The 17,685-nt window shown below is 72.8% G+C and carries 17 protein-coding genes and 6 tRNA genes; 9 read left to right on the top strand and 14 right to left on the bottom strand.

Annotated elements, in window-relative coordinates; genetic code table 11:
• Positions 1 to 94 precede the first annotated feature (94 nt).
• Positions 95 to 166 (bottom strand) — tRNA-Val (locus ACWEBX_RS02305).
• Between the two features lie 42 nt (positions 167 to 208).
• Positions 209 to 643 carry a TIGR02611 family protein gene (locus ACWEBX_RS02300; RefSeq protein ID WP_451882999.1) on the bottom strand — a complete coding sequence of 145 codons (435 nt, stop codon included), beginning with the start codon at positions 641 to 643 and terminating at the stop codon, positions 209 to 211.
• 191 nt (positions 644 to 834) lie between these two features.
• Here ACWEBX_RS02300 and ACWEBX_RS02295 point away from each other — a divergent pair, with 191 nt between their 5' ends.
• Together ACWEBX_RS02295 and ACWEBX_RS02290 are read left to right on the top strand one after the other, a co-directional pair.
• The gene (locus ACWEBX_RS02295) at positions 835 to 1,248 is read left to right on the top strand and encodes an SsgA family sporulation/cell division regulator (RefSeq protein WP_003959770.1); all 414 of its coding nucleotides are present in this window, start codon (positions 835 to 837) and stop codon (positions 1,246 to 1,248) included.
• Between the two features lie 266 nt (positions 1,249 to 1,514).
• Positions 1,515 to 2,072: a CGNR zinc finger domain-containing protein gene (locus ACWEBX_RS02290; protein WP_451882998.1), complete on the top strand. Its 558-nt coding sequence runs from the start codon at positions 1,515 to 1,517 to the stop codon at positions 2,070 to 2,072.
• 88 nt (positions 2,073 to 2,160) lie between these two features.
• On the opposite strand, the gene ACWEBX_RS02285 is transcribed toward ACWEBX_RS02290, so the two are convergent.
• Both ACWEBX_RS02285 and ACWEBX_RS02280 read right to left on the bottom strand, forming a co-directional pair.
• The gene (locus ACWEBX_RS02285) at positions 2,161 to 2,313 is read right to left on the bottom strand and encodes a hypothetical protein (RefSeq protein WP_167455603.1); all 153 of its coding nucleotides are present in this window, start codon (positions 2,311 to 2,313) and stop codon (positions 2,161 to 2,163) included.
• 155 nt (positions 2,314 to 2,468) lie between these two features.
• The gene (locus ACWEBX_RS02280) at positions 2,469 to 2,915 is read right to left on the bottom strand and encodes a hypothetical protein (protein WP_451882997.1); all 447 of its coding nucleotides are present in this window, start codon (positions 2,913 to 2,915) and stop codon (positions 2,469 to 2,471) included.
• Between the two features lie 243 nt (positions 2,916 to 3,158).
• Between ACWEBX_RS02280 and ACWEBX_RS02275 the strand changes: the two genes are divergently transcribed.
• Positions 3,159 to 3,692 carry a DsbA family protein gene (locus ACWEBX_RS02275; protein ID WP_451882996.1) on the top strand — a complete coding sequence of 178 codons (534 nt, stop codon included), beginning with the start codon at positions 3,159 to 3,161 and terminating at the stop codon, positions 3,690 to 3,692.
• A gap of 75 nt (positions 3,693 to 3,767) precedes the next feature.
• Here the strand turns inward: ACWEBX_RS02275 and ACWEBX_RS02270 are convergent, their stop codons facing one another.
• The 3 genes from ACWEBX_RS02270 to ACWEBX_RS02260 all read right to left on the bottom strand — a co-directional run bounded on the left by ACWEBX_RS02270 (position 3,768) and on the right by ACWEBX_RS02260 (position 6,680).
• On the bottom strand, positions 3,768 to 4,592 hold the full coding sequence (locus tag ACWEBX_RS02270) for a GNAT family N-acetyltransferase (RefSeq protein ID WP_451882995.1): 825 nt from the start codon (positions 4,590 to 4,592) through the stop codon (positions 3,768 to 3,770).
• 126 nt (positions 4,593 to 4,718) lie between these two features.
• On the bottom strand, positions 4,719 to 5,540 hold the full coding sequence (locus tag ACWEBX_RS02265; protein WP_451882994.1) for an aminotransferase class IV: 822 nt from the start codon (positions 5,538 to 5,540) through the stop codon (positions 4,719 to 4,721).
• A gap of 93 nt (positions 5,541 to 5,633) precedes the next feature.
• Complete coding sequence (locus ACWEBX_RS02260) at positions 5,634 to 6,680, bottom strand: chorismate-binding protein (RefSeq protein WP_451882993.1); 1,047 nt, start codon at positions 6,678 to 6,680, stop codon at positions 5,634 to 5,636.
• Between the two features lie 156 nt (positions 6,681 to 6,836).
• Here ACWEBX_RS02260 and ACWEBX_RS02255 point away from each other — a divergent pair.
• The 5 genes from ACWEBX_RS02255 to ACWEBX_RS02235 all read left to right on the top strand — a co-directional run bounded on the left by ACWEBX_RS02255 (position 6,837) and on the right by ACWEBX_RS02235 (position 7,311).
• Positions 6,837 to 6,909, top strand: a tRNA-Gly gene (locus tag ACWEBX_RS02255).
• A gap of 37 nt (positions 6,910 to 6,946) precedes the next feature.
• Positions 6,947 to 7,020, top strand: a tRNA-Cys gene (locus ACWEBX_RS02250).
• A gap of 1 nt (position 7,021) precedes the next feature.
• Positions 7,022 to 7,093: transfer RNA gene (locus tag ACWEBX_RS02245), tRNA-Val, on the top strand.
• 34 nt (positions 7,094 to 7,127) lie between these two features.
• Positions 7,128 to 7,199 (top strand) — tRNA-Val (locus ACWEBX_RS02240).
• Between the two features lie 40 nt (positions 7,200 to 7,239).
• Positions 7,240 to 7,311, top strand: a tRNA-Val gene (locus ACWEBX_RS02235).
• Positions 7,312 to 7,448: 137 nt separating this feature from the next.
• Here ACWEBX_RS02235 and ACWEBX_RS02230 read toward each other — a convergent pair.
• The 4 genes from ACWEBX_RS02230 to ACWEBX_RS02215 form a co-directional block, all read right to left on the bottom strand.
• Positions 7,449 to 7,757 carry a TFIIB-type zinc ribbon-containing protein gene (locus tag ACWEBX_RS02230; RefSeq protein WP_451882992.1) on the bottom strand — a complete coding sequence of 103 codons (309 nt, stop codon included), beginning with the start codon at positions 7,755 to 7,757 and terminating at the stop codon, positions 7,449 to 7,451.
• A gap of 74 nt (positions 7,758 to 7,831) precedes the next feature.
• On the bottom strand, positions 7,832 to 8,791 hold the full coding sequence (locus ACWEBX_RS02225) for an aminoglycoside phosphotransferase family protein (protein ID WP_451882991.1): 960 nt from the start codon (positions 8,789 to 8,791) through the stop codon (positions 7,832 to 7,834).
• Positions 8,792 to 9,376: 585 nt separating this feature from the next.
• The gene (locus ACWEBX_RS02220) at positions 9,377 to 9,583 is read right to left on the bottom strand and encodes a hypothetical protein (protein WP_355773792.1); all 207 of its coding nucleotides are present in this window, start codon (positions 9,581 to 9,583) and stop codon (positions 9,377 to 9,379) included.
• A gap of 241 nt (positions 9,584 to 9,824) precedes the next feature.
• Positions 9,825 to 10,058: a hypothetical protein gene (locus tag ACWEBX_RS02215; RefSeq protein ID WP_326788867.1), complete on the bottom strand. Its 234-nt coding sequence runs from the start codon at positions 10,056 to 10,058 to the stop codon at positions 9,825 to 9,827.
• A 196-nt stretch (positions 10,059 to 10,254) separates the two neighbouring features.
• Here ACWEBX_RS02215 and ACWEBX_RS02210 point away from each other — a divergent pair, with 196 nt between their 5' ends.
• On the top strand, positions 10,255 to 11,589 hold the full coding sequence (locus ACWEBX_RS02210) for a serine/threonine-protein kinase (RefSeq protein ID WP_451883010.1): 1,335 nt from the start codon (positions 10,255 to 10,257) through the stop codon (positions 11,587 to 11,589).
• Between the two features lie 110 nt (positions 11,590 to 11,699).
• Here the strand turns inward: ACWEBX_RS02210 and ACWEBX_RS02205 are convergent, their stop codons facing one another.
• From ACWEBX_RS02205 to cobT, 3 genes are all read right to left on the bottom strand, one after another.
• Positions 11,700 to 12,518, bottom strand: a complete 819-nt coding sequence (locus ACWEBX_RS02205) for a TrmH family RNA methyltransferase (protein ID WP_451882990.1) — start codon at positions 12,516 to 12,518, stop codon at positions 11,700 to 11,702.
• Between the two features lie 64 nt (positions 12,519 to 12,582).
• Positions 12,583 to 13,815 carry a uroporphyrinogen-III C-methyltransferase gene (gene cobA, locus ACWEBX_RS02200; RefSeq protein ID WP_451882989.1) on the bottom strand — a complete coding sequence of 411 codons (1,233 nt, stop codon included), beginning with the start codon at positions 13,813 to 13,815 and terminating at the stop codon, positions 12,583 to 12,585.
• A 156-nt stretch (positions 13,816 to 13,971) separates the two neighbouring features.
• Positions 13,972 to 17,631, bottom strand: coding sequence for a nicotinate-nucleotide--dimethylbenzimidazole phosphoribosyltransferase (cobT, locus tag ACWEBX_RS02195; protein ID WP_451882988.1), 3,660 nt, complete (start codon positions 17,629 to 17,631; stop codon positions 13,972 to 13,974).
• Between the last annotated feature and the right edge of the window lie 54 nt (positions 17,632 to 17,685).

Genomic DNA, 17,685 nt, shown 5'->3' with positions numbered 1-17,685 from the left:
TCTTCTCTGTTCCGATCTCCGGCACCCGGCACCGCGAACAACGAAAACGGCTCCGGTCCACGATGTCGTGGGCCGGAGCCGTTCTTCCTACGTGTGGGCGATACTGGGTTCGAACCAGTGACCTCTTCGGTGTGAACGAAGCGCTCTCCCGCTGAGCTAATCGCCCGGGCGCAGGAAGAACATTACCCCATGTCAGGGGGTGCCTCGGTCACTCGGTGATGTTCCACGGCATCACCAGCCCGAACTTCCACAGATACACCCCCACCAGCACAGCGACGATCACCAACCCCACCGTGGTGAGGATGATGTTGCGACGCCGGACCCTCGGATCGAGCGCCCGCTGCGCGGCCTCCGTGACCTTGCGCTTCGTCCAGCGCAGCACGAGCTGCGCCCAGACGAACTCGGTCGCCCAGATCGCCATGCCACCGAAGATCACCAGCCACCCGGGCCCCGGCAGCGGAAGCAAGACCACACCCGCCGCAACCACCGCGAGCCCGACGACGAAAACGCCCACCTGCCAGCTCACATGCAGCGCACGCCGAGCCTTGATGTATTCAGGCGCACGCGAACCGAGCGCTCGCTCATTGTTCGCCCCGTCGCCCGTCGTGGCGACCTCGCCCGACTCGTCACTCCCCGTATTCATACGACCAAACCCTACCCGAGAGAAACCAGTCACCGGAATGGCCCTATCCGGAGATCACACCCTCGGCCGGATGAGTTACATAAAGACATGCAAAACCCTCAGAGGGGTTTACAACGGCACCGTAGGTGGCATGTCGATTTCGCCGACGTGCGAATCCCCGAGCGCACACTGAGCGAAAGGCCCTGGCGCTTATGAACACCACGGTCAGCTGCGAGCTGCACCTGCGCCTCGTTGTGTCGAGCGAGTCCTCACTGCCTGTACCCGCAGGACTGCGGTATGACACGGCCGATCCCTATGCCGTGCACGCCACCTTCCACACCGGAGCCGAGGAAACCGTCGAGTGGGTGTTCGCCCGCGACCTCCTCGCCGAGGGCCTGCACCGGCCCACCGGTACCGGCGACGTCCGAGTCTGGCCGTCCCGAAGTCACGGCCAGGGCGTCGTATGCATCGCCCTGAGCTCACCAGAGGGCGAAGCCCTGCTCGAAGCCCCCGCGCGGGCCCTGGAGTCATTCCTGAAGCGAACGGACGCAGCCGTGCCGCCGGGCACGGAACACCGGCACTTCGATCTCGACACGGAGCTCTCACACATCCTGGCCGAGAGCTGACGCGTCACGACAGAGCCGCCCGGCGCCGTCCACTCGGGGAGACGGCTCGGGCCCGGACAACCGCATAGGGAAGGCACCGGCGTCGGCACCGCGCACGTCTCGCGGTGGCGGCGCCGCTGCGCGTCCCCACACCTCCCACGCGCATGCTCGCGCCCCCACGCACACGCTCCCGCCCCCACGCCCGTCTCGGTCGCGCCGGGAAGCCACTACCATCGGCCAGCATCGGGCGGGCGCCCTCGCCCGACCCCCAGGCCAGGGAGCGAAACGTGCTGATCACCCACGACACCCGGTGCGCACTCGACGCCGTGGTGGATCTGGTGAACACCGCGCCGGAGGACGAGACGGCGGACGGGCTCGCCGATGTGTCGTCCCTCGCCGATTTCGTACGAAGGCACGAGATCAGCGACGTCGGGGTGCTGTCGGAGCGCGATCTCGCCGCCGTACAGGACGTTCGGAGCCTGTTCGCCGGGATCTTCGCGGCCGACGATCCGCGGACCGCCGCCTCGCTGATCAACGAACTGGTCGCGGCCGCCGGCACCACGCCCCGGCTGACGGACCACGACGGCTATGACTGGCATGTCCACTACTTCGCGCCGGGCGCCTCGGTCGCCGACCACCTCGCGGCCGACTGCGGGATGGCGCTGGCCTTCTTCGTCGTCGCCGGGGAGCAGGACCGGCTGCGGCGCTGCGAGGCCCCGGACTGCCGACGGGCCTTCGTCGACCTCTCGCGCAACCGCTCCCGCCGCTACTGCGACAGCCGCACCTGCGGGAACCGCCTCCACGTGGCCGCCTACCGGGCGCGCCGCAAGGAAGCCGCGGGCTGACGACCGTACACAGCGGACCGGATCACACTGAGGGACTGCCGGACTGACGGAGCCCTCGGCGGGTGACGCCAGGGGCTCCGTGTACAGCTCAGAGCAGCAGCAGGTCGTGCAGCGAAGCCATGAGCAGCAGACAGCCGATCACCGCAAGGAAGATCATCAGCGGCGGCTGGGAGAGCGCGAAGAGACAACCGCGCCGCTCCTCGGGCGGAGCAGCGGTGTCGCTCGTTGTTGTGTCCAGCATCTCGCGGGCGATGATGACGCAGAGAGCACCCGCTTCGCGATCAACACGCTCGGAATATACGGGAGTTCGCTGGATGATGTGACGGCCGCGCTCGAACGTGAACGGTTCCGCGCGTTCCCTGCGTCACGCTTGTGATCTTGTGTCGCTTCTGCCGGTCATATGCCGTGCTTCTTCAGGATCGCCTCGATGTCGCTGAAGTCGTCCCCGGAGCCTGTCGCCCGCGGTGTCGACGCCGGCCGGGAGCCGAGTCCGGCACCCGGGCCCAGCGACGGGGCCGAGGCCGCGGGCGCCGCCGCGTCGCGCTGCGCGGCGGCCTTCGCCGCCTTGCGTTCCTTCCGGGTCCCGCCGCCGCGGCGCTCCACGGCACGGGTGATCATGAACAGTGCCCAGGCGCCGCCGAGCACCACGAAGCCGGCCCAGGCGGTCGGGCTGAACGCGGTGTCGGCCAGCCAGCCGACCACCCCGGTCATGACCAGGCCGATCGGCACCAGGGAGTAGGCGGCGATCCGCGCGGCCGCCAGGAAACGCTTGCGGTACGCCGTCACCGCGGCGATGCCCAGGCCGGCGACGGAGACGGCGGAGCAGACGGTCTCTGCGATCATTCCGGTCCTCCAGGCAGGGCTCGGTGCGACACGTTCCTCATCCCTTCCATCCTGCACCGCCCCATGCCCGGTATGCCACGGTCCGGGCAGACCTCAGGGACATCTCGGGGTCGCCGTCCTCCTCAGGTCCCGCTGCCCCGACCCCTCCGGACCGGCGGTGAAGCCTCCCCGCACCGGACTGGTGGCACCTCCCGTGCACGGACTGGTGGAGCCTCCCCCGCACCGGACTGGGAGACTGGATCCATGAACGACTTCTCCGCCTCCTCCGCCACGCGCCCGGCCCCCGTCGTCCTGGACGTCTGGTGCGACCTCCAGTGCCCCGACTGCCGAAGCGCTCTCGCCGACCTCGGCGCGCTCCGCGCCCGCTACGGCGACCGCCTGGAACTGCGACTGCGGCACTTCCCGCTGGAGAAGAACAAGCACGCCTTCGCCGCCGCTCAGGCCGCCGAGGAAGCCGCCGAGCAGGGCAGCGCCTGGCCGTACGTGGAGTCCGTACTCGGTCGCGTCGAGGAGCTGGACCGCAAGGGCGGCGAAGCCTTCCTGGTCGAGGTCGCCCGGGAACTCGGCCTGGACGCCGAGGAGTTCGACACGGCCCTGATCGACGGGCGGCACATCCTGATCGTCGACGCGGACCAGGCCGAGGGCAAGGCGATCGGTGTCACCGGCACCCCGACGTACGTCATCGGCGGTGAACGTCTGGACGGCGGCAAGAGCCAGGAGGGACTGCGCGAGCGGATCGAGGAGATCACCGACCGGCTCCTCGCCGAACAGGCCTGAACAAAGCCTCGTGCGAGCCCGGACAAGGCGGTGTCGAGGGAGCCTCGACGCACCCGCGACAGGATCCCGTCCCGCCTAGAGCAGCGTCTTGTACAGGTGATACGCCGTCGTCTCGTAGCCGAGTGACTCGTAGAGCCGCTCGGCCGGGGTGTTTCCCGCGAAGACGTTGAGCCCGATGCGGTCCAGTCCGACGGCTGTGGCACGGACCTCGGCGAGCCGCATGAGTGTCCGGCCGTGGCCGTGGCCGCGCTGGTCGGCGCGGACCCCGACGTCGTAGACGAAGGCCTGTCCGCCCCGGCGCCCCAGCCAGAGTTCGCCCACGGGGACGCCCTCGTGCTCCAGGACACTCAGCCACATGTTCGCGGTGGCCGGGCCCTCGGGCAGCGCGCCGCCGAAGTCGCGGTCCGCCTTGGCCAGCGCCTCGGCCTCGGGCAGCCCGCGCCGGATCCAGTCCTCGGCGTACTGCTGTCTGCCCACCCGGTCCCAGATCTCGTACTCGTCCCGCGTCATGGGACGGTCGGCGCTGCCCGGGGGCAGGACGAGCGCGGAGCCGTCGACCGCCTTCTCCATGATGCGGTTGCGCGGGACGTAACCGAGCGCCCTGGTGAGCGCCAGGGCCGCGGCGGCGTCGCCGGGAACGGTCAGCACGATCTGCCGGCAGCCCCATCCGCGCGCGACCTCCTCCGCGGCCAGCGCGGCCACGGTGCCGCGGCCCCGGCCCCGGTCCGGCTCGTCGATGCTGAGCTCTTGGATCCTGGCGGCGGGCGGTCCCGAGCCGAGTTCCGTGGCGAGGTTTACCCGGCCGACGGGACGGCTGTTCACGCACACCTGGTAGCGGCGTGAGAGGGTCCCGTCGGCGGCGCGATGGAGCGGCTCGGTCGGCCGCAGTGTCGTCGTCATCAGGGGTGTTGTACCCGCTGATGACCGAGTCGTCAGCCGAATTACCCGGCGCGGGTCGCTCGAAGTGCCCGGCGATCACCGCTCGAAGTGCTCCGCGACCGGCGGCCGGTGGCCGCCCGTGCCCGGTCAGGGATCGAGGTCGTCCCCGGCCCGTTCGTCGAAGACGCACATCGCCTTGGCGGTCACCGGGCCCGGCGCGCCCGGCAGTTCGCGGGCGTCGACCCGGTGCACGGCCTGCACGTCGCGCAGCGTGGAGGTCAGGAAGATCTCGTCCGCGCGCTCCAGGACGTCCAGCGGCAGGTCGGTCTCCTTGGCGCCGGTCCATTCGACCGCGAGGGCACGGGTGATGCCGGCGAGGCAGCCGGAGGCGACCGGCGGGGTGTGGATCTCGCCGTCGAGGACGACGAAGACGTTCGACCCGGTGCCCTCGCAGAGTTGGCCCACCGTGTTGGCGAACAGCGCCTCGGACGCGCCGTGTTCCCGCGCGCGGGCGAGGGCGACCACGTTCTCGGCGTACGAGGTGGTCTTGAGGCCGGTCAGGGCGCCGCGCTCGTTGCGGGTCCAGGGGACGGTGACGACGGCCGTGGAGTCGGGGCGCGGGGCCGAGCCGCCGAGCGCGACGACGAGGGTCGGACCGTGCTCTCCGCGGTCGGAGCCGAGCGGGCCGTGACCGCCGGTGTAGGTGATGCGGAGCCGGCCGAGGGGCATCGGGTTGGCCTCGAGGACGGCGGCGCAGGCGCGGCGCACCTCGTCGGTGTCGGGCTCGGGCAGACCGAGGCCGCGCGCCGAGCGGGCCAGCCGGTCGAGGTGGCGGGTCAGCGCGAAGGGCCGGCCGTCGACCGCCTTCACGGTCTCGAAGATGCCGTCACCCACGGTCAGTCCGTGGTCGAAGACGGAGACGCGGGCGGCCTCGATGTCCTGCAGCCCGCCGTCGAGCCAAAGCTTCACTGGTCCCTACCTCGCATGTGAGTGTGCCGGACGCGTCGTCCGGCACGGCGTTCCGGCCCCGGTTCCCCGCGCCGTCCGTCCCCGAGAACCGGGTCAGTCCGTGAGGGTCGCGTCACCCGCGTCGTACGTTCCCGACGCTACCGCGAGCAGCCGGGAGGCCTTCAGCTCGGTCTCCCGCCATTCCCCCTCGGGGTCGGATCCCCAGGTGATGCCGGCCCCCGTACCGAAGCGCAGGACGCCGTCGGCGCGGTCGATCCAGAACGTGCGGATGCCCACGGCCAGCTCGCCGGTGCCGCGGTCGGCGTCGACCCAGCCGATGCCTCCGCAGTACGGGCCGCGCGGCGCGGTCTCCAGGGCGTCGATGATCCGCAGGGCGCTGGACTTCGGAGCGCCGGTGACGGAGCCGGGCGGGAAGGCCGCGGCGAGGAGCCCGGGCCAGCCGACGTCCTCGCGCAGTTCGCCGCTGACGGTGGAGACGAGGTGCACGAGCCCCGGGTGCTTCTCGACGACACACAGGTCGGGCACGGTCACGGTGCCGGTGGCGCAGACCTGGCCGATGTCGTTGCGGACGAGGTCCACGATCATCACGTTCTCGGCGTAGTCCTTGTCCAGGAGGTCCGCCTCGGTGCGTCCGGTGCCCTTGATCGGCCCCGACTCGACGGAACGGCCGGCGCGGCGCACGAAGAGTTCCGGGGAGGCGGTGGCTATCTCGACGCCGTGGTCCGGCAGCCGGATCGTTCCCGCGTACGGTGCCGGGTTGCCGCGGGCCAGCAGGGCGGTGAGCGCGTCGACGTCGGCGTCCGCCGGGACGGGCGCGGAGAGCACGCGGCAGAGGTTCGCCTGATAGACCTCGCCGACCGCGATGTACTCCCGGATACGCCGTACACCGGCGGTGTACGCGGCGTGGTCGAGGGACGACGTCCAGTCACCGGCCGCCGGGCCGTGCCACCGTCCGGGCACCGGGGCGGGCACCGGCTCCTCTCGTACGTCGCGGAAGCGGGCGCAGGTCAGACGTCCTTCGAAGTCGGCCGCGACGGCCCAGAAGCCGGTCGAGTCCAGGGCCGCGGGATCGCTGGTGACATCGAGGAGACCGGTCGCGACGAGGCCGCCGAAGCGGGCGAGAGGAGGGAGGTCGAGCACGCAGACGAGTCTAGGGCGGGTGTCCCGCGAGTGCCCTGACCATGTCCTCGGGCGGACAGACCGCAGCACGCTGCGCAAACGCGTTTTTGTGCTGGCCCGGGAATCCGCTAGAGTTCAACTCGTCGCCGGGACGCGCAAGCGAAACGGAAACGACAAGCGGACGTAGCTCAGTTGGTAGAGCGCAACCTTGCCAAGGTTGAGGTCGCCAGTTCGAACCTGGTCGTCCGCTCGCAGGAAGTGGGGGATCTTCCCGAACCCGCACTCCTGGTGGAGTGGCCGAGAGGCGAGGCAACGGCCTGCAAAGCCGTCTACACGGGTTCAAATCCCGTCTCCACCTCCAAGGACGATTAGCTCAGCGGGAGAGCGCTTCCCTGACACGGAAGAGGTCACTGGTTCAATCCCAGTATCGTCCACTGGTCCGCAAGGACTCGATCCGCGAGGATCCCCGCGCGATTAGCTCAGCGGGAGAGCGCTTCCCTGACACGGAAGAGGTCACTGGTTCAATCCCAGTATCGCGCACGCAGTACCAGCAGCGAACGTGGCTTCGGCCGCGTGACCTGCGCGATTAGCTCAGCGGGAGAGCGCTTCCCTGACACGGAAGAGGTCACTGGTTCAATCCCAGTATCGCGCACAAGCAAGCCCCCGGTCGTCCTGACGACCGGGGGCTTCGTCGTGCTCCGGCCTGCCTGACGGACCTGTGTGACCCGATCCACGGGGCCCGGACACGCCGAAGGGGCCCCTCTGTTCGGGAGGGGCCCTTCGGGTGGCTCAGGAGGAGAAGAGCATGTGGCCGAAGCTCTTGTGCCGGTGGTGGCTGCCGTGGCCGCCGTAGTGACCGCCGTGGCCGCCATGGCCGCCGTGCTGCGGGGCACCCCACGCGGGGGCCGGCGCGGACGGGTACGCCTGCGGGGCGCCCTGGGGCGGCGGCGCGGGCTGGGACCACTGCGACTCGACGCGGGTCAGCGCCTCCAGCTCGCCGTAGTCGAGAAAGATGCCGCGGCAGCCGCTGCACTGCTCGATCTGGACGCCATTGCGGTTGTACGTGTGCATCGGCGCGTGACATTTCGGACACTGCATGCTCGGCTCAACTCCTCGCCGGTCGGTACTGCTTCCGCCAGGACAGACACCGCCCGGCTTCGGTCGGTTGCAGCCTACGTCGCCAATCCTCGGGTCAACTCGGGTGGGATGGCACTCATTCGATCGCAGGCGTCGACCACGGCCTGCTGCACCTCGTCCAACGGCCGTTCCGCGGCGGCGGATTTGGCGACCGCGAGGGCGGCCGTCTGCACCGTGAGGGCGCGGGCCGCGACGTCCAGGGCGGGCCAGGGATCGCCGTCGGCGGGGACGGCGGGACCGCCCGCGGCCCGGTAGGCGGTCAGGAAGCGGAGCCATTCGTCCGGCGGCAGCAGCCCGCAGGCGTACCAGGCGGCGGGGCGGGCCAGGTCCCAGGCCGGGGCGCCGACACCCAGGTCGTCGACGTCGATGAGGAGCCAGGGACCGTCCGGCGCGGGGTGGCGTATGAGCTGGCCGAGATGCAGGTCACCGTGGCACAGGGTCGTGGCGTCCGGCATCGGGGCCTCGGCCCGCGCCCAGGCGGGCAGCGCCGCCCAGGCCCGCAGGACCGGAGCGGCGGCCGGGTGCGGGCCGGCCGCACGCATCCGGGCCATCGCGCGGGCGGCCTTGACGGGTCCCCGCATGGGCGGCAGTCCGTCCGGGGCGGGAGCCCGGTGCAGCCCGGCCAGCAGGGTCGCGGCCGCCTCCCAGGGAGCCGCGTCGGGTGCGTCGGGGTCGACGGGAGCGCCGTACGGCCAGAGGGTCACCCGGCGGCCGAGGAGGCCGGCGGGTTCCGGGTCCGCCGGTGGCATGAGGATGCCGGGGAGGCGCGTGGCCGCGGCGACACGCAGGGCGAGCGCGTGGGGCTCCGTGTCCGGGGCGTGGGCCTTGGCGACGATGCCGCCGTGCCGGACCACGGTGCCGTCGTCGCGGTCCGCGAGGAGAGTGTCCTCGGCGCCGCAGGAACAGGTTCCGCGGGGACCGGGCACAGCCGCCGCCGGATGCGCCGCGCCGCGCGCCGCGGCGGCGAGGGCGGCCGGCAGGCTGGTTACGGTCACGGATCTCCTTGAGCTGGACGACGGGCCCGTACGACGTCCGCCGGCACCTGCCGGTGAGGGTAGCCACCCGAAGCCGGCCCCCGACACCAGGCCCCAGGGCCTGTCGTCCGGATCAGGCGGCGCCGAGGCGCGGTGCCGTGTCGGCCGGGCCGAGCAGGGCTCGATACCTGGAGCCACGAGGCGGGGGCCTCCGAAGCCCGGACGCTGCGCCGGCTTCTCCCCCTCGCCCCCGAAGCTCCCGGTCCCTGCACCCGGCCGCGCGGCGCGCCGTGCGGGCTGTGCGGGCCGTGCGGGCCGGGGCGGGCCGGGCGGGCCGGGGCGGGCCGCCGAGGCGTACCGGCCGCCGGCGTGGACTCGCCCCGGATCACGAGACCCCTCCGCCTCGGCCCCGCCGCCCAGCGCCGACGCCGGGCGGCGGGGCCGAGGGCACTGCACGAGACGCCAGACGCCAGACGCAAAAAGAGATGCCCGCGCAGCTCCCCAGCTGCGCGGGCATCTTTCTGCCGTCCGCCGCACCCCCGTCCCCACGGGGTTTCATGGCCGGATGTCCCCGCCCGGACCGCTCTTCCGGGCCTGGGGCGCCGCTCAGCGCCCCAGCATCACGCCCACGGACGACGCCTGTGTGACCACCGCGTCCCAGCCGCCGAAGACGACCACGAGCAGGGCCGCCAGGGGAAGGACCATCGCTGTCGCCACCAAGGGGTGGCGCCGGCCCTGGCGGGTGCCGAACGCGGCGGCGTACGCCTTGCGTCCTTGCGTGCGGAGCTCTGTCCGCGGTGCCGTGTGGGCCATGGTCCCTCTCCTGACCGAGATTCCGTTGTGCCTGGCAGCGGCGGGTGTCTGACCTCGGGGGACGAGTGCTGCACCCGCCGCTTGACCTCAAATCTAGGCGCGCGACGACGACGGGTCGTCATGCCCTCGTACCGATTGCCGGGCCTCCCGGAGGATGAGCCGTGACCTGCTGAGTACTACCGTGGGTGGAGACGCGGAGCCAGGTCTCGGGGTCTTCCCGGAGGGGACGTCCGATGTGCCCCTACTGTTCCGAGCTGTCCTCCCGCGGAACCGGCTGCTCGACGAGTGCCAGCACCCGAGTCGCCATGAAGCGGGCGGTCCGTACCACTGTTCCGTTTCGAGTGACTTCGCTCACTTCCACCACACCTCGGCGCACCGCCGTCTCCACCCGGCGACCCGCCCTGCTCGCCACCACCTCGTACGTACGCGTCGTGTCCCCTGCGTCCACGACTATCTCCACGCGGTCACCCCTCACGGGCTCAATCCCCCTTCAACGATGGCTGGTTGGGATCAAGGGCAGGTCAAGGAGGCACTGTTCGCACGCTCCCTGACCACCTCTCAAGTTTCCCACCCGGCACTGACAATCGATCGGGACGAGAGGGCGCGGCCTCTGCGCGCACCCGGCCGCGGAAACGTAAGCTGTGGCTCGTCAAACGGACCGGGCAGCGGGGATGGACATGGCGATGATGCGCCTGAGGCGCGAGGACCCGCGTGTCGTCGGCTCGTTCAGGCTTCACCGACGGCTCGGCGCGGGGGGTATGGGTGTTGTCTACCTGGGCTCCGACCGGCGGGGCCAGCGGGTCGCACTGAAGGTGATCCGGCCTGATCTGGCGGAGGATCAGGAGTTCCGTTCCCGGTTCGCGCGCGAGGTCTCGGCGGCACGGCGGATCAGGGGCGGCTGCACGGCGCGGCTCGTCGCCGCGGACCTGGAGGCGGAGCGTCCGTGGTTCGCCACGCAGTACGTGCCCGGCCCCTCCCTGCACGACAAGGTCGCCGAGGAGGGTCCGCTGTCGGCGGCCGACGTGGCCGCCGTCGGTGCCGCCCTCTCGGAGGGTCTGGTCGCGGTGCACGAGGCCGGGGTGGTCCACCGTGACCTCAAGCCGTCCAACATCCTGCTGTCCCCGAAGGGGCCGCGGATCATCGACTTCGGGATCGCGTGGGCGACCGGGGCGAGCACGCTCACGCACGTCGGCACGGCGGTCGGTTCCCCGGGCTTCCTGGCGCCGGAGCAGGTGCGCGGTGTCGCCGTCACCCCGGCCACGGACGTGTTCGCGCTCGGGGCGACCCTCGCGTACGCGGCGACCCAGGACTCACCCTTCGGGCAGGGCAGTTCCGAGGTGATGCTCTACCGCGTGGTGCACGAGGAGCCGCACCTCCACGGGGTTCCGGACGCGCTCGCCCCGCTCGTCCGGGCCTGCCTGGCCAAGGACCCCGAGGAACGGCCCAGCACCCTCCAACTGTCCCTGCGGCTCAAGGAGATCGCGGCCCGCGAGGCCCAGGGCATGGTGGACGCGCGGCCGCCCGCGCCGCGCTCGGATCCGGACCGGCCGACGGGCCGCCTGGCCGAGCAGTACGCCGAGCAGCGCACCCAGCGGCGGCCGGGGACCACTCCCCCGCCGCGGGGGGCCACTCCCCCGCCGCGCACCGGGGGGACGAACGGCGGATCGCGGTCGGGTTCGCGTCCGGCGCCCGTCCGCAGCACCGGCCGCACCGGCAACAGGCCCGCCCCGCGCAGTGGCGCCGGACGGCCCGGTCAGCGCGCCACCGGCACCGGCCGGCGGCCCGCCAATCCCCGGCTGCTGCGTCAGCGGCTCTTCGTGTTCGTCGTGGTGACGCTGCTGGTCGCGCTGGGTATCGCCGCGGCCCAGGGGTGCCAGGGGCCGTCCCGCGGACTCGACGACGGCCCACGGGGCGGCGTACACCACGCACGGTCGGCGTCCGGGGCCCTGGCGGCGGCCGCCGCGATCGAGCGTCCTTACCGGAGCGGGCTGCACAACGACGGCTAGGGGTGCCGTTCGAACCGGACCGATCTTCATCCGATCCGGTCCCGACGACACCGCGAGGACGACACCCCACGACACCACGGCACCCCACGGCACCCCTCGGAGTGCGGCTCTCAGCTCGTGGGCCGGCCCGTCGCCACCGCGTAGAAGGCGACCGCGGCCGCCGCACCGACGTTCAGGGAGTCGACGCCGTGGGCCATGGGGATGCGGACCCATTCGTCGGCCGCCATCAGGGCCCGGGTGGACAGCCCGTCGCCCTCCGCGCCAAGCATCAGCGCGACCCGGTCCATCGTGTGCGGGGCGGCCTCGTCGAGGGACCTCGCCTTCTCGTCCGGGGTGAGGGCGAGCAGGTTGAACCCGGCGTCGCGGACCGACTCCAGGCCCTTGGGCCAGGCGTCGAGACGGGCGTACGGAACCGAGAAGACGGCGCCCATCGAGACCTTCACCGAGCGGCGGTAGAGGGGGTCGGCGCAGTCCGGGGAGAGCAGCACCGCGTCCATGCCGAGCGCGGCGGCGGAGCGGAAGATGGCGCCGATGTTGGTGTGGTCGTTGACCGACTCCATGACGACGACCCGGCGCGCGGACCGCAGCAGTTCCTCGGCCGTGGGCAGCGGCTTGCGCTGCATCGAGGCGAGCGCTCCCCGGTGCACGTGATAGCCGGTGACCTGCTCGGCGAGCTCGGGGCTGACCGCGTAGACCGGTGCCGGGAGTTCGTCGATGACGTCGCGCATGACGTCGACCCACTTGGCGGACAGCAGCATCGAGCGCATCTCGTAGCCGGCGTCCTTGGCCCGTCTGATGACCTTCTCGCCCTCGGCGATGAACAGGCCCTCGGCGGGTTCGCGCTTGCGGCGCAGTTCCACGTCGGTCAGGCCCGTGTAGTCACGCAGACGCGGGTCGTCGGGGTTCTCGACGGTGATGAGATCGGCCACAGGGTGATACTGCCTTGTCCTGGGTGCGGTGCCAACGGCTGGGAACGGGTTGGGTTACCCGTGGTTACTCGGGAAGTCCGGGGCCGACGTCCACGACCTCGCCGATGACGATGACCGCGGGCGGCCGCACGTCCTCGGCGCGCACCGTGTCGGCGACGGTGGCCAGCGTGGCGTCGACGCGGCGCTGTGCGGCGGTCGTGCCCTCCTGGACGAGGGCGACGGGGGTGTCGGCGGACTTGCCGTGCGCCACGAGTGTCTCGGCGATCCGGCCGATCTTGTCGACACCCATGAGGACGACGAGGGTGCCGCGCAGCTTGGCGAGGGCGGGCCAGTCGACGAGAGAGCGCTCGTCGTCCGGGGCGACATGGCCGCTGACCACGGTGAACTCGTGGGCGACGCCCCGGTGGGTGACCGGGATGCCTGCGGCGCCCGGCACCGAGATCGAGCTGGAGATGCCGGGGACCACCGTGCAGGCGATCCCGGCCTCGGCGAGCGCCTGGGCCTCCTCCATGCCGCGGCCGAAGACGAACGGGTCGCCGCCCTTGAGCCGGACGACGGACTTGCCCTGCCGCGCGTGCTCGATGAGCGCGTTGTTGATGGCCTCCTGGGCCATGAACCGGCCGTACGGGATCTTCGCCGCGTCGATCACCTCGACGTGCGGCGGGAGTTCGGCGAGCAGGTCGCGGGGGCCGAGGCGGTCGGCGATGACGACATCGGCCTCGGCCAGCAGCCGGCGTCCGCGGACGGTGATCAGGTCGGGGTCGCCGGGGCCACCGCCGACGAGGGCGACGCCGGGGGTACGGCTGCGGTGGTGCGGCGCGACGAGCGTGCCGTCGCGCAGGCCCTCGACCACGGCGTCGCGGATGGCGGCGGTGTGGCGGGGATCGCGGCCCTTGGCGTTCGTGGTGAGGACGGCGACGGTCACGCCCTCGCTGTGGCCGGTGGCCGGGGTCCACGCGGTCGCCGCGTCGGCGTCGTCCGAGCGGACGCACCACACGCGGTGGCGCTCGGCCTCGGCACTGGCCTCGGCACTGGCCAGAGGGTCACTGGTGGCGATGAGCGCGTACCAGGCGTCGGCGAGGTCGCCCTCCTCGTACGGGCGTCTGGTCCAGGTGATCTCGCCCGCGTCGGCCATCGCCTCGACGGACGGGGTCGCCTGCGGGGAGACGAGGTGGACGTCCGCGCCCGCCGCGATGAGCGCGGGGAGCCGGCGCTGGGCCACCTGACCGCCGCCGAGGACGACGACGCGACGGCCGGCGAGACGGAGGCCTACCGGGTAGGCGGGGTGTTCGGCCATGGAGGTGCGGCTCCTCGTACGGGCAGGCGGTGCGGTGGGCGCTGCGGCTCTGGAGCGGCCCTGACGTGGGGTTCTTCGGTAGGAATCCAGACTACGGCGGGGGTGGGGCGGGCAGGCCGGAACGCCTGCCCACCCCCCCCTGCCGGTGCTGGGGGCCTACTTCTCGGTCACCCCGGCCGAGTCGAACGTCGCGACCTCGTGCATCGCCCGCGCCGCGCTCTGCACGATGGGCAGGGCCAGCAGGGCGCCGGTGCCTTCGCCGAGGCGCAGGTCGAGGTCGATCAGGGGGCGCAGGCCCAGCTTGTTCAGGGCGGCCACGTGACCGGGCTCGGCGCTGCGGTGGCCCGCGATGCAGGCGGCCAGGACCTCGGGGGCGATGGCGCGGGCCACCAGGGCCGCGGCGCCCGCGCTGACGCCGTCCAGGATCACCGGCGTCCGCAGGGACGCGCCGCCGAGGAGGAGGCCGACCATGGCGGCGTGCTCCAGGCCACCGATCGCCGCGAGGACGCCGATCGGGTCCGCCGGGTCCGGCTGGTGGAACTCGATGGCACGCCGGACGACCTCGGTCTTGCGGGCCAGGGTCTCGTCGTTGATGCCCGTGCCGCGGCCCGTGACCTCGGCCGGGTCGGCCCCGGTGAACACCGAGATCAGGGCGGCCGACGCGGTCGTGTTGGCGATGCCCATCTCGCCGGTCAGCAGTGCCTTGTTGCCCGCGGCCACCAGGTCGCGGGCCGTCTCGATGCCCACCTCCAGCGCGGCGACGGCCTCTTCCCGGGTCATGGCGGGACCGGTGGTCATGTCGGCGGTGCCCGCCCGGACCTTGCGCGGCAGCAGACCCGGCGTGGCGGGCAGGTCGGAGGCGACGCCCACGTCGACGACACAGACCTCGGCGCCCACCTGGTTGGCGAACGCGTTGCAGACCGCGCCGCCGCCGAGGAAGTTGGCCACCATCTGGCCGGTGACCTCCTGCGGCCAGGGGGTCACGCCCTGCGCGTGGACACCGTGGTCACCGGCGAAGATCGCGACGGCGGCCGGCTCGGGGATCGGCGGCGGGCACATCCGGGAGAGGCCCGACAACTGCGCGGAGATGATCTCCAGCATGCCGAGGGCGCCCGCGGGCTTGGTCATCCGCTTCTGGCGCTCCCACGCCTCGCCGAGCGCCTTGGCGTCGAGCGGGCGGATGTTGGAGACCGTGTCGGCGAGCAGGTCGTGCGGCTCCTCACCGGGCAGCGCGCGGCGGCCGTACGTCTCCTCGTGCACGACCCACGACAGGGGCCGGCGCTTGGACCAGCCGGCCTGCATCAGCTCCGGCTCCTCCGGGAACTCGTCCACGTACCCGACGCACAGGTAGGCGACGACCTCCAGGTGCTCGGGCAGGCCCAGCGCGCGGACCATCTCACGCTCGTCGAAGAAGCTGACCCAGCCGACGCCGAGGCCCTCGGCGCGGGCGGCGAGCCAGAAGTTCTCCACGGCGAGGGCGGCGGAGTACGGGGCCATCTGCGGCTGGGTGTGCCGGCCGAGGGTGTGCCGGCCGCCGCGGGTCGGGTCGGCGGTGACGACGACGTTCACCGGGGTGTCGAGGATGGCCTCGATCTTCATTTCCTTGAACTGCTTGGCCCGGCCCTTGGGAAGCGACTGGGCGTAGGCCTCGCGCTGGCGCTGGGCGAGTTCGTGCATGCCGCGCCGGGTCTCGGCGGAGCGGATGACGACGAAGTCCCAGGGCTGGGAGTGGCCGACGGACGGCGCGGTGTGCGCGGCCTCCAGGACGCGCAGCAGCACGTCGTGCGGGATCGGGTCGCTGCGGAAGCCGTTGCGGATGTCACGGCGTTCGCGGATCACGCGCAGGACGGCCTCGCGTTCGGCGTCGTTGAAGCCGGCGGCCGCCGGGCCGGTGGACTCGCGTACGTCTTCCACCACGACCGTGCTCTCTTCCTGGTCGGCGACCTGGGTGTGCAGGTCCTCCGCTTGCTGTGCGGCCACGGGTTCCGGCTCCGCGGTGAGCGGCTCCGCCACGGGCACGGCCTCGGGGCCGGCCTCCGCCTCCCGGGGGGCGGGCACCGACGCCTGGGCGATCGGCTCGGCCTCCGCCGCGGGAATCTCCTCGGCCGGGAGGGGTGCCACGGCCGGGGCGTCCTGCGCGGGCAACTGTTCCTCGTCGGGCGCGGGAGCCACGGTCATGCCGTGCGGCGGGGTCGGGGCCAGGTGCGCGGTCGTGGGCACCGTGCCGTCCACGGGCACGAATCCGCCGAGACTGCGGTCGCTCTGGGGGACGAGGGGCGCGCCGGGGAATCCGGGGACGCCCGCCGCGTCGACGGCACTCTCGGGGTGCTGGTCGCCGTGCGCCGGGTGGTGCGGTTCGCCGGTGGCCGGGTGGGCGGACTCGCCGTGCGCGGCCACGCCGACCGGTACGGCCTGCGGGTCGATGACGCCGGGCGCGAACAGGGCGGCCTCGTGGACGAGGGAGTCGTCCTCGGACGGCGCCGCGCCGTTCTCCGCGGCGGCGAGCCGGTCGGTGAACTGCTGGGCCTGGACCGCGTCGAGGGCGAGTTCCTGACCGCCGAGCGAGGCTTCCGCCGAGCGCGCGGAGAGCGCCGACAGAGCGGACTCCGGGGTCTCGTAGGCATGGGCGGGCGGGGCGCCGGGGGGCTGCTCGGCGCCGGGCGGGGACGCTTCGTCCGCGAAGGGGACGGCGGGCTCCGACGTCCGGACGGCGGGCTCCGCGAACCCGGCCTCCTGGAGGTCGGGGGCGGCCGGCTCGGCCGCGTGGGTGTCCTGGCCGGCGAGGTGCGCCGGGGCCTGCGCGGCGGGGTCCTCTGCCGGGGCGAGGTCCTCGGCAGGCGCGAGTGGCCGCGCCGGCAGGGCGTGCCCGGTGTCCTCGGTGATCTGCGCCGGTACGGCCTCATAGCCGGGCATCGCGCCGGCGCCATGTTCCGCGAGGTCGGCGATGTCCGGGGCGACGGGGGCGTCGGGGGCGTCCTGGAACCGCGGGGCGACGGGAATCCGCGGGGCGGCCGGGCCGTCCGTCGCGGATACGGCTTCGGGAGCCGGGCCGTCCGCCTGGTCCTGGAGGTCGAGCGCCACGCCGTCGGCCCCCGGCGCCAGGGCCGGGTCGTGGACGAAGGGCGCCGCCACGACACCGGGCACCTGCCCGGCCTCCGCGGCCTGCGGTACCTCGGGACCCGGTACGGGTTCCGCGCTCATCACGGCCTCGTGCAGCGGCGCCTCGGGCGCGACCGCTTCGGCGACAGCGCCCTCGCCGCCGACGGGCACGGTCCCCCACGGCGCCACGGCCTGCGGGAGGGCGTCGCCGGACGGGGGCACGTCCAGGTACTCGGGGCCGACGGTCGCCGGACCGGCCTGGCGGAACGGAGTGACCGGGGTCGCCATGGTGCTCGGGCGGGAGCCCGCGGGTCCGCGGTCGGCCAGCGAACGCACCGGACTGGAGGAACCGTCCGGGGTGGGCGGGCCGAGGTGCAGCGGACGGCGCGGCGTCACGGACTGCGGAACCGGCTGCGGCACGGGCACCTGGCTCGGCGCGCGCACGGCGCCGAGGTCGATCGCGCCGGTGTCGCGTCCGTCCGTCTCGTGCGGGCCGGGCTCGTCCGTGAAGGGCATCGGGGCCGGCGGCGGCACCTCGTTGCCCCAGGCGCCCTGGGCACCGGGCGCGCCCGGCAGGAGAAGGAGGTCGTCCTCCTCGACGGGGCTCTCGGGAGAGTCGAGGTAGGTGTACGCGCCCGGTGTGGTGACGCCCGGCTGCTCCACCATGCCTGCGCTCTCCGGCATTCCCTCGCCCGGGACCTGGCCGGTGTCGGTCATGCGTACCCCTCGCCCATCGGTTAGTGCTCCAAAGTCCAGCTCGCCCGGAACGGC

The organism is Streptomyces sp. NPDC005070 (genome assembly GCF_053600395.1).
Note: the sequence above shows the minus strand (reverse complement) of the source record. Positions and strands in the feature narration are given on the sequence as shown.

What these genes read in the sequence shown, in the direction of transcription:
- ACWEBX_RS02280 (WP_451882997.1), bottom strand. Translation starts at nt 2,915, where the DNA reads ATGATCGCAGAGACCGTCTGCTCCGCCGTCTCCGTCGCCGGCCTGGGC.
- cobA (WP_451882989.1), bottom strand. Translation starts at nt 13,815, where the DNA reads ATGGCCGAACACCCCGCCTACCCGGTAGGCCTCCGTCTCGCCGGCCGT.
- cobT (WP_451882988.1), bottom strand. Translation starts at nt 17,631, where the DNA reads ATGACCGACACCGGCCAGGTCCCGGGCGAGGGAATGCCGGAGAGCGCA.
- ACWEBX_RS02210 (WP_451883010.1), top strand. Translation starts at nt 10,255, where the DNA reads ATGGACATGGCGATGATGCGCCTGAGGCGCGAGGACCCGCGTGTCGTC.
- ACWEBX_RS02300 (WP_451882999.1), bottom strand. Translation starts at nt 643, where the DNA reads ATGAATACGGGGAGTGACGAGTCGGGCGAGGTCGCCACGACGGGCGAC.
- ACWEBX_RS02230 (WP_451882992.1), bottom strand. Translation starts at nt 7,757, where the DNA reads ATGCAGTGTCCGAAATGTCACGCGCCGATGCACACGTACAACCGCAAT.
- ACWEBX_RS02270 (WP_451882995.1), bottom strand. Translation starts at nt 4,592, where the DNA reads ATGACGACGACACTGCGGCCGACCGAGCCGCTCCATCGCGCCGCCGAC.
- ACWEBX_RS02295 (WP_003959770.1), top strand. Translation starts at nt 835, where the DNA reads ATGAACACCACGGTCAGCTGCGAGCTGCACCTGCGCCTCGTTGTGTCG.
- ACWEBX_RS02275 (WP_451882996.1), top strand. Translation starts at nt 3,159, where the DNA reads ATGAACGACTTCTCCGCCTCCTCCGCCACGCGCCCGGCCCCCGTCGTC.
- ACWEBX_RS02220 (WP_355773792.1), bottom strand. Translation starts at nt 9,583, where the DNA reads ATGGCCCACACGGCACCGCGGACAGAGCTCCGCACGCAAGGACGCAAG.
- ACWEBX_RS02285 (WP_167455603.1), bottom strand. Translation starts at nt 2,313, where the DNA reads ATGCTGGACACAACAACGAGCGACACCGCTGCTCCGCCCGAGGAGCGG.